Source organism: Polyangium fumosum (assembly GCF_005144585.1).
Taxonomy (GTDB): Bacteria; Myxococcota_A; Polyangia; order Polyangiales; family Polyangiaceae; genus Polyangium; species Polyangium fumosum.
The window spans coordinates 48,442-63,653 of sequence record NZ_SSMQ01000002.1 but is presented as its reverse complement, the minus strand read 5'-3'; the positions used below and the strand labels follow the sequence as shown (position 1 = coordinate 63,653).

Genomic DNA, 15,212 nt, shown 5'->3' with positions numbered 1-15,212 from the left:
GCACCGTAGCAGATCGACGGAGAACGTGGACGGAGAGGCCCGCGTGATCCTTGCGATCCTTTTGCAGTTGTATTGCGCTGGTGATACGGGTTTTTCAGGCTTCTACGAAACCGCGCCTGCACGATTCGCCTGACGAGGTCCGAGACATGACGACCCTTGGCTTGCTCACCGGCCTGCGTCGCCGCCCTGTCGCGACGCTCGTGGCGCTCACCGCGCTCTTCACCACCACCACCCTCGCCGCGCCCGCGCGCGCGCAGAGCACCGATCGCATCCCCGCGTCGAACGGCGAAGGCGCCGACCTGCACCTCTTCCGGCCCGCGGTCGATTCGCGTGGCTTCTTCACGGTCAACGGCGCGAGCGTCTTGCCCGGCGGCGCCATCAGCTTCGGCCTCGTCCTCGACTACGGCAGGAACCTGCTCGAGCTCGCGCCCGGCCACGGCGCCGACTACCTCGTCGACCACGCCCTGCAGGGCACGCTGAACTTCAACTACGGCATCGCCGATCGGCTCGTCCTCGGCCTCAGCGCGCCCGTCGTCCTCAACTACGGCACGAGCGTCACCGACATCGGCCCCGGCGGCACCGGCAACTACGACGACAACGGCCTCACCGCGGAGGCCCTCGGCCACGTCGCCATCCACGGAAAGCTCCGCCTGCTCTCGCCCGACGGCCCCATCGGCCTCGCCCTGCTCGTGCAAGGCGGCTACGGCATCGGCGGACAGCGCAACTTCGGCGCCGATGCCGGTTTCTTCTACTGGCCTCAGCTCATCGTCGAGAAGCAGTTCGGCAAGACGAACGTCGTGCGCCTCGGCCTGAACGCCGGCTACCGCGGCCACACCGGCGAGAACGCCACGTTCGGCCTCGATCAACGGGGCGCGCCGCAGCTCGCTTCGGGCGTCTTTCAGTACAACAATCTCGGCACCGGCGGCTTCGCGGCGAGCATCCGCATCGGCGACAAGTTCGACATCACGGCCGAGACCTACGCGAGTTATCTCCTCGCCGGCAGCTCCGACGCGAAGCAACGCTTGAGCGCCGAGGTCCTCGGCGGCTTCAAGGTCTTCATCCAGAAGAACTCGTACCTCTCGCTCGCGGGCGGCGTCGGCTATCTGCCCGGCTTTCAGTCCGCCTCGCAGCGCGGCATGCTCGCGTTCGTCTTCGAGCCGTTCGAGGAGGACCGCGACAAGGACGGCATCCCCGACGACGTCGACCAGTGCCCCGACGAACCCGAGGATCGCGACGGCGACGAGGACACCGACGGGTGTCCCGAGCAGGATCCGGTCGACGAGCCCGTCCAGGTTCGCAGCGGCGATCGCGACGGCGACGGGATCCTCGACGCGGAGGACGGCTGCCCGGACAACCCCGAGGACAAGGACGGCTTCGAGGACACCGACGGTTGCCCCGAGGAGGACAACGACAAGGACGGCATCCCCGACGTGCGCGACAAGTGCATCAACACGCCGGAAGACAAGGACGGCTTCAAGGACGACGACGGCTGCCCCGAGGACGACAACGACGCCGACGGCATCCTCGACGGCGTGGACAAGTGCCCGGACGAACCCGAGACCTTCAACGGCAAGGACGACGAGGACGGCTGTCCGGACAAGGGCAGCGTCATCGTGCAGGACAACAACGTCCTCATCCTGGACAAGATCCTCTTCAAGACGGGCAGCGCCGAGATCCTCGCGCAGTCGTTCCCGATCGTGGACGCGGTCGCCGCGACGCTGAAGGGCAACCCGAGCTTGAAGCTGCTCGAAGTGCAGGGACACGCCGACGTGCGCGGCGCCGAGTTCGCCAACGTGAAGCTCACGCAGGCCCGCGCCGAGTCCGTGGTGAAGGCGCTCATCGAGCGCGGCGTCGACGCGAGCCGCCTGCGCGCCATAGGCTACGGCCCGTTCTGCCCCATCGATCCCGCGAGCAACGCGGTCGCGTGGGAGAAGAACCGCCGCGTCGAGTTCAAGATCGTCCGGACCGACGCGGGCCCGACGGGCGTCGAGCTCGGCTGCGAGAAGGCGCGATCGAAGGGGATCAACTCGCCGGCGCCCTGAACGGGATTCCTCTCGGAGAGTCGAGCCCGCCTCCCATTGCGCTTCGCATTGGGGAGCACGAGCGCCCTCGCAATGCGCGTCATCGTCGCGCCGCGAGGTGCCTCGTTGCTTTATCGTCTCGTCATGAAGAACCTGCGCGCCCTTCCTGCTCTCCTCCTCGGGCTGTCCTCGCTCCTCGTGGGGTGCATCGGCGAGAACGAGGACGTCGTCTTCGTCGAGCCGCGCATCGAGGCGCCGACCGTCGACGTCAAGGTCGGCGTGCTCGGCGCCACGTTGACCGGCTCGTTCAAGCTCACGCTCGTGCTCGGTCCGCGCGCGAGTGGGCCGAGCACCGTGCAGATCGGCGCTGTCGCGATCACCGACGCGCCGAACCAGCAGTCCCTCGTGTCGGGTCTCTCGCTCGTCTCCACGACGCCGTTCCCCGTCACCGTGCAGCCGGACAGCGAGGTCACGATCGACTTCGAGCTCGACAAGATCATCCCGGAGGGGACCGTGGACACGCTTTGCCTGCCCGCGGGCATCCGGATCGCGGGCACCCTCCAGGACAGCCTCCAGGTCGGCGCCACGTCCGTCGCCTCCGACGTGTTCAATCCGACCGGCTGCATGTAGGGCCGAGGCCCCGAACCCGAAAGATCCTGCCGGGGAAGAAAAGCCTTGCCCCCAGCGAGCATTCACACGTAAACTAAGAACACTGCCGGCCTGTCGTCCCACCTCGAATTGGGCGATGGAGTCATCGTCGATTCAGAGCCGCACGACATTCGGAGCCTCCCATGGAAGCTTCTCTTGGTCGGTTTTTGGCCGATATGGCCCTCGATCCGTCCCATTTGGCCGCGTTCCTCCAGGATCCCGACGAGCTGATGAAGCGGGTGAACCTGGGCGAGGAAGAGCGCCTCGTCGTTCAGAGCGCGAACCCCGCGTTGATGTCCGACTGGCTTTGCACGGAGCGCGGAGGACCCGCCTCGGCCCCGTGGAACTGCCCGGTGCTCGCCGTCTTGTTTTGAGCCACGCCGGCGAGGGCCCCCGTTCGTCCCGGAGGGCCCTCGGGCGTCACGCCATAATCAGGTACGCCCGCAGGTGAGCTTGCGCGCGCTGCTGCCTGTCGAAAAATTGCCGCTCAGCATGTTCTTAGCGAACCCGGCCGCACCGGGTTAGCATGACGCCATGCGCCTGCGCCCGGGCGATACCTTCGACCGGTACGTGATCGAAGCGCTCCTCGGCGAGGGGGGCATGGGCGAGGTGTATCAAGCGCGCGACGTCCGCCTGCAGCGCCGCGTCGCGCTGAAGGTCCTGCGCAAGGACGCCGCGGCCGATCCCGAGGGCTGGCAACGCGCCCTCGTCCGCATGCTCCGCGAGGCACGGGCCGCCGCAGCGCTGAACCACCCGAACACGGTCTCCATCTACGACATCGGCGAGGCCGAGAACCTGCCCTACCTCGCGATGGAGCTCATCGAGGGCCTCTCGCTCCGGCGCTTGATCGGCGGCGGCGCCTCGATCTCCACGCGCCTCGGATGGCTGCTCGACGTGGCCCGCGCCCTCTCCGCCGCCCACCGCGCAGGCCTCGTCCACCGCGACGTGAAGCCGGAAAACGTGATGCTGCGCGAGGACGGCGCCATCAAGGTCCTCGACTTCGGCATCGCGCGGCGTGTGCACCTCGACGCCGACGAGGCCGCCTCCACCCAGCGTGGCACGGGGATCGCGAACAAGATCGGGTCGCTACGAAGCGCGGACACGGTCACGAGCGAGGGCGTCATGGTCGGAACCCCGGCGTACATGTCGCCCGAGCAGCTCACGGGTGATCCGGTCGACGCACGGACGGATCAGTTCGGTTGGGGCGTGCTCGCGTACGAGCTCATCACGGGCCGCGTGCCGTTCGGCGCGAACCTCGAAGGCATCAAGCTGCTCTCGGCCATCCTGCAGGACGAGCCGCCTTCGCTCGACGGCCTCGTGCCGCCGGTGATCGAGCGGGTCCTCAAGCGCACGGTCGCGAAGCGCAAAGTCGACCGCTTCTCCTCGATGGATCTCGTGGTCGACGCGCTCGCGCCTTATGTCGCGTCCGAGCACGCGGGCGGCCTGCACGACGTCGTGATCCCCGGGCCCGACTCCACGGAGCCGGAGACGCTGGCGCCCGAGGACGTAGCGCCGAACGCGCGCGTGATGCCGCCCGGGCCGAGGATGTCCAGGGTCTCGATCGCGACGAAGTCGGAGTCCGCGCCGCCGCCCGCGCGCGCCACGCCCGCCACGCACACGATGCGCTCGCCGGACCTCGACAGGGCCGGGCGCCCCACGCCGGCGCCGATCACGCCCGTCGTGCGCGTGGAAATGCCCGGCAATACGGGGAAGACGACGACGGCGGCGATGACCACGCTCGAATCGCCGGCCCTGGCGACGGCGGCTCCGCCGAAGCTCGGGCGGCGGTGGTCGCGCTGGCCGATGTTGGGCCTCGGCGCGATATGGGTCGTGGCCGCGGCGGTGTGGGGGACCTTCTGGTATCGGAAGAAAATCGCGCCTCCGCCCGTGGCCACGATCACGCCCGCGCCCGCGCCCACGCCGATCACGGAGCTGCCCATTTCGGGATCGTCGAACCCTGCGGCGATCGCCGCGTTCCGGGAGGGCTTGCAGGCCTTGCGGGACGCGTCCTGGGAGTTCGCGCGGGGGGCGTTCGAGCGCGCGACGAAGGCCGACAATGGGTTTGGCGCGGCGTATCTGCGCCTCGCGCTCATCGAGCGGTTCCTCACCGACACGGAGAGCACGCGGCTCGCCTTCCAGCGCGCCGTGCAGCTCCGGAGCACGATGACGGAGCGGGATCAGGTCCTCCTCGACGCGCTCGAGCCCCTGCTCCAGCGGGATCCTCCGGACGTGAACGAGACGGTGAAGCGAATCGAGGACGCCTCGAATCGGTATCCGCGGGACGCCGAGTTCGTCAATTTGCTGGTGGCGCTGCAGATGCGCGCAGAGCCCTCGCGGCTCCTCTCGTTGACCGACCGGTGCCTCGAGCTCGATCCGAAATATGCCGATTGCTGGCATGTGCGGTCGTTTTCGCTCTTCCGGACCGGCCAGGAGCGGGAGGCGCTCGCGGCGCTCGATCGTTGCGTCGAGCTCGTGCCGGCGGCGGTGGATTGCCTGCGTGAGCGGGTCCTCGCGCGGAAGTACCTCGGCCAGTGCGATTTGCTCGAAGCGGACGTGCGGCAATGGATCACGAAGGATCCGAGCTCGGCGAGCGCCCACAACGAGCTCGCCGTGGCCCTGCAGGCCGGCGGGCAGCAGGGCCCCGCCGTGAAGGCGGCCGTCGAGCAGGCGGCGAGGAAATTCCGGGATCAGGGGCGTATCGAGGAGGCCGGCCGGCTGCGCATTCATCACGCGATCATCGGCGGTGACTTCGAGGCTGCCGAGCGCATCGCGCGTGAGCTCGAACAAGACATCGCCGACGAATCCCTGGAAGAAAAGCACGTCGTCCCGGCCCTCGCGCTCGTCCAGCTTTATGGGGAGCTAGGCCAGGACAAACGCGCGGCCGAGGTGGCGGATCGATTTCTCGCGCAACGCTCGGCGTGGACCCAGCCGGTGGTCCGGTCGATCTGGTGGGATCCGACGGTCGCGTTCCTCGAAGCGAAGCGGCGGGGCGGCGGGCTCGACGCCGTGCAGTTCACCCTGGCGCGCGCCTCGTGGGAGAGCAGCTTCGCGAGCAGCACGAACGACATGAAGCAGGCCTCGATCTGGTTCGTCGGGTACGCCATGCCGGCCCGAACGGAGGCCCAGGCGCGGGAGGCGCTCGCGGCGCAGCCCGCGCTCCAGCCGGCGACCTTTTATGCGCAAATGGCGCCGCGGGTGGAGATGTGGGTCGGCGGCGTCCATTACCTGGCCGGCGACGTCGAGCGCTCCTTGCCGCACCTCGAGGTCGCCGCCCGCTCCTGCACGGCCCTCGACGAGCCCATTCTCCATACCGTCGCGACGTATCGCCTCGGCGTCGCGCGCGAGCAGCGCAACGACAAACAAGGCGCGTGCTCCGCGTATCGAGCCGTGCTCGATCGCTGGGGGCGCGCGAAGGGCTCGGTCACGGCCCAGGGCGCCGCGGCCCGGGCAAAAGCGTTGAAATGCGTCGAATGAGGCGCGAGCCCGGCGCATGCCACGGGAGGCATCAGGCCGCATGATCAAAGAAAAAGGTTCGCTCGTCGTCGTGGGCACCGGGATCCGGACGGTCGGTCAGCTCACCGGCGATACCATTGCAAGGCTGAAGACCTCCACGAAAGTCTTTTACATCATCGCCGATCTCGTCGGCGAGCAGGTCATCAAGCAAATTCAGCCCGCGGCGGAGTCGCTCGGTCGGTTTTACCGGCTCGGTCGCAATCGCCGGGAGGCGTACGACGCCATGGTCGAGCGGATCATGAGCGCCGTCCGCGACGGCCATCGCACCTGCTGCGCCGCGTACGGCCACCCCGGCGTTTTCGCTTTTCCCACGCACGAGGCCATTCGCCGGGCGCGCGCCGAGGGCTTCGAGGCCACGATGTACCCGGCCGTCTCCGCCGAGGATTGCCTCTTCGCCGATCTCGGCGTCGACCCCGCGAACCCTGGCTGCAACAGCCACGAGGCCACGCGGTTCGTCCTGTACAAGAAGGCCGTCGACCCCTCGTCGGGGTTGATCCTCTGGCAGGTCGGCATGTTCGGCGACGCGACGTACCGGCCCGAGGGCAACCGCGGCCAATGGATTCACGTGCTCGTCGATCGCCTGCTCCAGCATTACCCCGAGGACCACCAGGTCACCCTTTACGAGGCCGCGGTCTTCATCAATTGCCCCCCGCGCATCGAGCGAATCGCGCTCGGCAAACTCGCCGATGCCGAGCTCACGCCCGCGACCACGCTTTACGTGCCCCCGGCCCGTGGCGACGTGCTCGACGAAGAGACGTGCGCCGCGCTCGGCATCGAACGCGCGGCCCTCGCGCGCTGAATTTGCCCGGCCTCCTTCCTGCGAAGGCACCTTCGCGCTACCCTCTGCCGCATGCCCCTTTCCCCGGGAGAAAGGTTCGATCGGTACGTCGTCGAAGCGCTCCTCGGCGAAGGCGGCATGGGCGAGGTGTACCGCGCGCAAGATACGCGTCTCGGCCGCAGCGTCGCGCTCAAGGTGCTTCGGCGCGACATCCAGGGCGGGAGCGAGAGCTGGGCACGGCAGGTGCGCCGCATGCTCCGCGAGGCGCGGATCGCCGCGGCGTTGAATGATCCCGGCATCGTCGCGGTCTACGACGTCGGCGAGCACGAGGGCGCGCCTTTCATCGCGATGGAGCTCGTGCAAGGCAAGCTTTTGCGCGACCTCGTCCACGCGGATGCGCCGCTCGGCGAAAAGATCACCCTGCTCTCCGCGATCGCGAAGGTCCTCTCCGTCGCGCACCACGCCGGGCTCGTGCACCGCGACGTCAAGCCCGAGAACGTGATGCTGCGCGAGGACGGCGTCATCAAGATCCTCGATTTCGGCATCGCGCGGCGTACCGACGCGGAGATTGCGCTCTCCGAGGGGCACGACGATCTCGCCACGCGCACCGGGGATGGCTCGTTCGTCGGCACCCCCGCGTACATGGCGCCCGAGCAAGTGAAGGGGGATCCCATCGACGCACGGGTCGATCAATTCGCCTGGGGCGTCACCGCGTACGAGCTGCTCGTGGGCAAACTCCCGTTCCGTTTGGATCGCGGGCCCGTGAGCCTCATCGCCTCGATCCTGAGCGACGACCCGCCGCCGATGAACGACGTGCCTGCCGAGATCGAGGCCGTCGTCGCTCGCGCGCTCGCCAAGGAGCCCGCCGATCGCCACGCCTCGATGGACGACATCGTCGCGGCGCTCGCGCCCTTCGCCACGCCGATCACCACGCTCCTGCGGAGAAGGGACGGGCCCGCGAACGCCGCGCGTCCCTCCGTGCGAGAGCCGCCGCCACCGAAGGCGAGCACCCCCTCCCGCAGCATGACGACGCGCTCGTCCGCGCGCCGCGCCACCACGAATCGCACCCCGGTGACGACCACGCGCGCCCCCGCACGCGCGCGCCGCTTTCTCGGCCTCGCCGCCATCGTCACGGTGGGCGTCGCGGCCGCGGGGTTCGTCTTCGCCCGCAAGGCCAGGACCGCGCCGCCGCCCGTGCTCGCGCGGACCTCCCTCACGCCCGTGCCGACGGCCGTCACGGCCCTGCCTTTGCCGAAGTTCGCGAATGAAGAGGCGCGCGCGGCGTATCGCGAGGGGCTCCAGGGGCTGCGCGACGGGGCCTGGAGGACGGCGTATGCCGCCTTCGCGCGCGCCACAGGGGCCGATCCGGGGCTCGCCGCGGCCTGGCTGCGGATGGCCATCCTCATTTGGGACGCGGACTTCACGGCGGGGCGCGAGCATTTTCGCCGCGCGGTCCTGGGGCGCGCGACGCTCGACCCCCACGACCAGGCCCTCCTCGACGCGCACGAACCCCTCATTCAGCGCCAGCCGAGTGATGTCCCCGAGACCGCCCGGCGCCTCGCGCTCGCCTCCGCTCGATTCCCTGGCAACGCCGAGCTCGCGAACCTCGCTTCGATGTACGCGCTCGCTTACCTGCCGCCTTCCGACGTCCTGCCGCGCATCGATCGTTGCCTGGAGCTCGATCCCCTGTATGGCGATTGCTTGCAGGGGCGTGCGCGCCTGCTCATCCGTCGCACCGGGCACATCGAGGAGGGCCTCGCGGCGCTCGAGCGCTGTATCGAGGCAACACCAGCCGCCTCCGATTGCCTCATGGATCGAGGCGATACGAATCTCGCGCTCGGCCGGTGTTCGGTCGTCGAGGCCGGCGCGCGTGAATGGATCGCCAAGGTCGGCATTGCCCCAGCCGCGCACATGCAGCTCGCGGGCGCGCTCTACGCGCGCGGCGCGCCCGAGGCCGCCGTGAAGACCGCCGTCGAGACCGCGGCGGCGCAATTCCGAACGCAGGGGCTCGAGGCCGAGGCCTCCAAGCAGCTCATCCTGCACGAGATCGCCACGGGCAGGTTCGAGCGAGCCGAGCGCATGCTCCGCGACCACCAGCGCCTCGTCGCCGACGATCCGGCCGCGGGCGCGCATGGCTGGACGGCCAGCATGCTCGTCCAGGTGCTCGAAGAAATGGGCCGCGACGCCGACGCGGGCCGCGAGGCGCAGAGCTTCCTCGCGCGCCGCGGCGCGCTGATCACCGATCCCATCAGCGCCGATTCTTTCGTGCATCTTTTGCGTGCCTCGCGCGCCGCGGGGCTCATCACGCGGGACGTGTACGAGGCCGAGCGCGCGGCCTGGGTGAAGAGCCATTCGGAGCACGCGTATCGGATGGGCGTATGGGTCTCCGGGTATGCGCTCGTCGCCCGCGACGCCGCGGAAGCGAAGGCCGCGCTCGCGGTGATGCCGTCCGAGGCTTTCGCCAAGCCGCGGAGCTTCTCCCTTCACTTCGGCCTCATCCTCGACAGCGCGCTCGGCCAAACGTATTGGCTCGCGGGCGACCCCGCCGCCGCGCTTCCGCACCTCACGGCGGCGACCGTCTCGTGCAGCGGCCTCGTCGAGCCGATGATGCCCACGCACCCCATGCGCCACACGAAGAGCCTCCACCTGCTCGGCCTCGTCCGTGAGGCCCTCGGCGACCGCTCGGGCGCGTGTGACGCGTTTGGCCGTGTCCTCGCGCGCTGGGGCGGGGCGCGCGCCTCGCGCACGGCGGCCGAGGTCCGCGCGCACGCAAAAGCGCTCGGTTGCGAGGCAAAGGCCGGCTGACGTATGGCGGAGTCCACGCGATTCGCCAGCGGCGAGGTCTTTGGCCGGTACGTCGTCGAATCCCTCCTCGGCGAGGGGGGCATGGGCGAAGTGTATCGCGCCCTCGACACGCGCCTCGGCCGCAGGGTCGCGCTGAAGTTCCTGCGCAAGGACGGCGAGCTCTCCGAAGACGCGTGGGCCCACGAGGCGTCGCGCATGCTCCGCGAGGCGCGCGCGGCCGCGGCGCTCTCGCACGCCTGCATCGTGGCGATCTACGACGTCGGCGAGCTCGACGGCACGGCATTTATCGCCATGGAGATCGCCGAGGGCGAACCCTTGCGCGCGCTCGTCGGAAAGGACGTACCCGACGCCCGCAAGATCCAGATCCTCCACGACGTCGCGCGCGCGCTCGCCGCGGCCCACCAGACCGGCCTCGTGCACCGCGACGTCAAGCCCGAGAACATCGTCGTGAGCCAGGCGGGCGCCGTGAAGGTGCTCGATTTCGGCATCGCGCGCGGGCTCGATCGCGAGACCGATCCCGGCGCGCGGACGCTCGAGGCCGAGCCGCCCGAGTCCATGTTCCAGGGCACGCCCGCGTACACGGCGCCCGAGCAGCTCACGGGCGAGGCCCTCGACGCGCGCTCCGATCAGTTCGGCTTTGGCGTCGTCGCCCACGAGCTCTTCGAGGGCGAGCTGCCGTTCCGCGCGGACAAGGGCCCCGCGGCCCTCATCAGCGCGATCCTCGCCGACGAGCCCAAGCCCATGACCCGCGCGCCCGAGGGCGTCCGTGACCTCGTCCGCCGCGCGCTCGCCAAAGACCCCGCCGATCGATTCCCCTCGATGGCCGCGCTCGCCGATGAGCTCGCGCTCCTCTCGATCGAGCCCGCGCCCGCGCCGCTCCCCGCGCCGCCCCCGCCCGCCACGGCCCGTTTTCCTGCGGCGCGCGGGCTCGCGCTCGCCGCCGTCCTCGCCGCGCTCGCCGCCGTCGCGTGGTTCGTGTTTCGCCAGGAAAAACGTGCCGACATCGGGCCGGCCTTGCCGTTTGCGTCGGCCGTGCTGCCGGTCAAGGTCGCGATCACCGATCTTCCGCTCCCGACCACGGACAAACCCGAGGCGCTCGTCGCGTATCGCGAGGGGGTCCAGGCCATCCGTGACGCCTCCTGGTCGACGGCGCGCCTCGCCTTCGATCGCGCCCGCAAGGCCGATCCCTCGCTCGCGCTCGCGCATCTCCGTTATGCGATGACCGCGATCGACTCCGACGACCTCGACCCCGCGCGCGAGGCCTACCGGGTCGCCTTCCTTTTGCGGTCCTCGCTCGGCGCTCGTGATCATGCGCTGCTCGACGCGATCGAACCCTTCTTGCAGCGCGACCCGCCCGACCTCACCGAGATGCGCCGCCGCGTCACGGCGCTCTCGGCCCGGTATCCGGGCGACGCCGAGCTCGTGTACTGGCAGTTTTTCCCGTTCGTCCAACACACCCCGGCCGAGGTCCTCGCGCTCACCGAGCGTTGCCTCAGGCTCGACGATCGATACGCCGATTGCTGGCAAACCCAGGCCCGCGCGCTCCTCGCCCTCCGTCGGGGCGAGGACGCGCGGCGCGCGCTCGATCGATGCGTCGAGATCGCTCCCACCGCGGGTGACTGCATGTTCGACCGGGCCACCGTGGAGGTCCTGTCGGGCCGCTGCGTGGGCCTCGAAGAGGTCGCGCGGAACTGGATCGCGCGCGAGCCCGATCTCGGCCGGGCGCATGGGTATCTCGCGTCCGCGCTTTATGGGCAGGGCCGCGAGAACGCCGCCGTCCGCGCCGTCGTCGATGTGGCGACGCAAAAGCTCCGCCTCTCGGGCCTCCAGGTCGATGCCCTCACGCTCGATTTCGGGCTCGCCGCGGGCACGGGTGATTTCGAGGCCGCGCTGAAGGCCCTCCAGCAGACGGGCAACGTCGGCGACACGGATCACGGGGCCGGCCCCACGGCCAAGCATACCCTTCTTTTGCTCGAGCTCGGGCGCACCGCGGATGCCGGCCGCGTCGCCTCGGACTTCCTCGCGCGGCAGACGGCCTCGCTCCGCTCCACCGTCGAGGGATGCATCGTCGACCCGGACCCGTTGTTTTACGCCGTCGCCCATCGCGCGGGCCTGCTCTCGGCGGACGACCGCGCTGCGCATCGCGACGCCTGGTTGCAACGCTGCACCGAGCAGGGTGACGCCGCCTCCGCCTGGTACGCCGGGTATGCCCTGCCTGCGCTCACGCCCGAGGACGCGCGCGAGGCGCTCGCCGCGATGTCGCGTTTCGCCGTGCGCCCCGAGGACGTCCCTTTCTATCGTGGTCATTATGCCGCCGCGCTTCGTGGAAAAATCCGGTTCCTCGCGGGCGAGATGGACGCGGCCTTGCCGGACCTCGTCCAGGCTTCGAGCCATTGCGCCATGTTGATGGATCCGGTCAGCTATCTGCAGAACCAGCATCGCATCGGCGTCGCGCGTGAAACGCGGGGTGAAAAGGACCTCGCGTGCGCGGCGTATCAGAGCGTCCTCTCGCGGTGGGGCGCGGCGAAGGACTCGATCACGGCGCGCGACGCGGCTCGTCGGCAGAAGGCGCTCGGCTGCGCGCCCCGGCGCAAACCCTGACGAACGCGCCATCGTACCTGGGCGGGAGCCCGCGGACGGGCTACGATGTTCCCGTCATGCGTTTCTCGCCGGGGGAGTCGTTCGACCGCTACGTCATCGAGTCGCTCTTGGGCGAGGGTGGCATGGGCGAGGTGTATCGCGCCGAGGACACCCGCCTCCGCCGCAGAATCGCGCTCAAGGTGCTGCGCAAGGGCGACGAGGCCGACAGCGAGACCTGGGGCCGCGCGGTCGCGCGTATGCTCCGCGAGGCGCGCGCGGTCGCGGCGCTCTCGCATCCGGGCATCGTCGCCATCTACGATGTCGGCGAGCACGAGGGCGCGCCGTTCATCGCGATGGAGCTCGTCGAAGGTCGCCCTTTGCGGGCCCTCGTGGGCGGGGACGAACCCCTCGGCACGCGCCTGCGCCTCCTCCTGGAGATCGCGCGGGCCCTCTCGGCGGCGCATCAGGCGGGCCTCGTGCACCGCGACGTCAAACCCGAGAACGTCGTCGTTCGCGCCGACGGCGCCGTGAAGGTCCTCGATTTCGGGATCGCCCGCAAGCTCGCGCGGACGAGCGCCGATCCCCTCGGGCCCACGGCCGACGGCGGGCTCGCCACGATGACGGCCGAGGGCGCGCTCGTCGGCACCCCGGCGTACATGGCGCCCGAGCAGCTCCGCGGCGAGGACATCGACGCGCGGGCCGACCAGTTCGCGTGGGGCGTCCTCGCCTACGAATTGCTTGCCGGCAAGATCCCGTTTCGCTCCGACAAAGGCGCGGTCAGCCTCATGGCCTCGATCCTGAGCGACGAACCGCCCCCGATCCCGACCGTGCCCGACGGCGTCTGGCAGATCCTCGCGCGCGCCCTCGCCAAGGAGCCCGAGGCGCGGTTCGCCTCGATGGACGAGGTCGCGCAGAACCTCCACGTGTTCGTGACCGCGGAGGATACACGGACCATCACGAGCCGCCGCAACGTCGTCCTCGTCTCCTCCACCGGCGACACCCGCGCGCCGGTCGCCGCGTCGCTCCCGCCCCCTTCGGCCTCGCGCAGGCCTTGGATGCTCGTCGCGTCCCTCGTCGCCCTCGTCGTCGCGGGCGGCGCCGCGTTTGTCCTGCGCAAACCTCCGGCCGAGGGGAATGCGTCGGCGCCGTCCTCGGCGGCCGTGCCGGCCGGCCCCGCGCCCACGGCCGTCACTGATTTGCCCCTTCCGCCCACGGAAAACGCGGAAGCGCGGCTCGCGTTTCGCGAGGGGCTCCAGGCGATCCGGGACGCCACCTGGGACACGGCGATTGCCGCGTTCGATCGGGCGCGCAAAGCCGACCCGGGCATGGCCACGGCGCACCTCCGGTTTGCGGCGCTCGAGGCCTCGTTCGACATCAACGCGGCCCGCGAGGCGTTTCGCAAGGCGATCGGCCTCCGCGCCTCGCTCACCGAGCGCGACCAGGCGTTCCTCGACGCGCTCGAGCCGATGCTCCAGAACGACCCGGGCGATTGCGCGACGTCGGCCCGCAGGTTCGAGGCGATGGTCGAGAAATGGCCCGGCGACGCGGAACTCGTCTTCTGGTATGCGCGCCAGCTCCTCGATGCCACGAAGAGCTCCCAATCGGAGAAGGCCCTCGCGCTCGCGCGGCGCTGCGTCGAGCTCGACCCGCAATATGCCGATTGCTGGCAGACACAGCAATACGCGCTCTTGCCCCTCCGTCGGAACGCGGAGGCGCTCGTCGCGCTCGAAAAATGCGTGGAGGTCTCGGCCGGCGCGGTCGATTGCCTCAACGACAAGATCAAGATCGTCTCGTCGCTCGGCCAATGTGACGTCGCGGCCGAGACGGCGCGGCGGTGGATGGCGAAGGAGCCTTCTTCGCCGAAGCCCCACTTGATGCTCGGCAACGCTCTTTATGGCGCCGGCGAGCCCGAGGCGGCCGTCCGCGCGGCGTTCGACCAGGCGGAGCGGCGCTTCCGGGCGACGGGTCATCTCTGGCAAGCCGAGGACCTCGTGGCCCGCCGCGCGATGGCGTTTGGCGAGTTCACGACGGGGGCGCGCGTCGCGGATTCGCTGATGGCCATGACCGCGCCGATGCCGCAGGACGAGGTCGCCGTGTATCACTTGCGGACGTTCGCGCGCGTGGAGCTCGGGGACATCGAGGGCGCGGCAAAGGTCGCGGACGAGTTCCTCGCGAAGAGCGCGCTCCGGACGGGGTATTTCGTCGGCCATCACGTCCTCGACCCCACCGTGTACATGCATTCGCTCCGGCTCCGCGCCGGCAAGGAGTCGCGCGCCGAATACGAGGCGGCGCGGTCCGCGTGGCTCGCGAAGCAGAACCTCTCCACGCCCGGGGCACGGCGCGTGGCCTGGGACGGGGCGTATGCCTGGCCGGCGTATTCGGCCGAGCTCGCGCAGGAGGCCCTCGCGAAGGAGGAGGAGTACATGCGGCTCCCGTCCGGCGAGCTCGACACGAGCGAGCCGGTATGGGCGGGCGCGCTCGGTCATGTGCGCCTCCTCGTCGGCAAGGAGATCGAAGCGCTGCCTTACCTGGAGAAGGCCGCGCAGATCTGCCCCAACCCTTGGCAGGCGAGGTGGTACGTCCACCAGCAGGCGCGCCTCGGCGTCGCGCGGGAGGCGAAGGGCGACAAACCCGGCGCTTGCAGCGCGTATCGCGCCGTTCTTTCCCGGTGGAGCAATCCGAAAGAGTCGGTCACGGCGCGGGACGTCGAGAAGCGGGCGAAAGGACTCGGCTGCGGGTTTCTCACGGACGGGGGGCTCGCAGGGCCCCGTTCGCCGCGGGGGTCGAATCCGAACGCTGGCTGACGTTCCCGCGGCGCCGCGCGGGAGGGTAGGCGCGCGCCGGCTTGCCACGTAAGATACGCTGTC

The 15,212-nt window shown here is 70.0% G+C and carries 8 protein-coding genes; all 8 read left to right on the top strand.

All coding sequences use genetic code 11. The annotated features are described in order from the left end of the window. The first annotated feature begins 146 nt into the window (after positions 1–146). The 8 genes from E8A74_RS02290 (at position 147) to E8A74_RS02255 (ending at position 15,149) form a co-directional block, all read left to right on the top strand. Complete coding sequence (locus E8A74_RS02290) at positions 147–2,042, top strand: OmpA family protein (RefSeq protein WP_136927240.1); 1,896 nt, start codon at positions 147–149, stop codon at positions 2,040–2,042. Positions 2,043–2,165: 123 nt separating this feature from the next. Beyond that, the gene (locus E8A74_RS02285; protein ID WP_136927239.1) at positions 2,166–2,651 is read left to right on the top strand and encodes a hypothetical protein; all 486 of its coding nucleotides are present in this window, start codon (positions 2,166–2,168) and stop codon (positions 2,649–2,651) included. Between the two features lie 161 nt (positions 2,652–2,812). Further along, positions 2,813–3,043, top strand: a complete 231-nt coding sequence (locus E8A74_RS02280; protein ID WP_136927238.1) for a hypothetical protein — start codon at positions 2,813–2,815, stop codon at positions 3,041–3,043. Positions 3,044–3,203: 160 nt separating this feature from the next. Then, positions 3,204–6,143, top strand: coding sequence for a protein kinase domain-containing protein (locus tag E8A74_RS02275; RefSeq protein ID WP_136927237.1), 2,940 nt, complete (start codon positions 3,204–3,206; stop codon positions 6,141–6,143). Between the two features lie 40 nt (positions 6,144–6,183). Continuing rightward, positions 6,184–6,981, top strand: coding sequence for an SAM-dependent methyltransferase (locus E8A74_RS02270; RefSeq protein WP_170228790.1), 798 nt, complete (start codon positions 6,184–6,186; stop codon positions 6,979–6,981). A gap of 51 nt (positions 6,982–7,032) precedes the next feature. After that, positions 7,033–9,765 carry a serine/threonine-protein kinase gene (locus E8A74_RS02265; RefSeq protein WP_136927235.1) on the top strand — a complete coding sequence of 911 codons (2,733 nt, stop codon included), beginning with the start codon at positions 7,033–7,035 and terminating at the stop codon, positions 9,763–9,765. A gap of 3 nt (positions 9,766–9,768) precedes the next feature. Then, complete coding sequence (locus tag E8A74_RS02260; protein ID WP_136927234.1) at positions 9,769–12,366, top strand: serine/threonine-protein kinase; 2,598 nt, start codon at positions 9,769–9,771, stop codon at positions 12,364–12,366. Between the two features lie 56 nt (positions 12,367–12,422). Then, positions 12,423–15,149: a protein kinase domain-containing protein gene (locus E8A74_RS02255; protein ID WP_136927233.1), complete on the top strand. Its 2,727-nt coding sequence runs from the start codon at positions 12,423–12,425 to the stop codon at positions 15,147–15,149. The last annotated feature ends 63 nt before the right edge of the window (positions 15,150–15,212 follow it).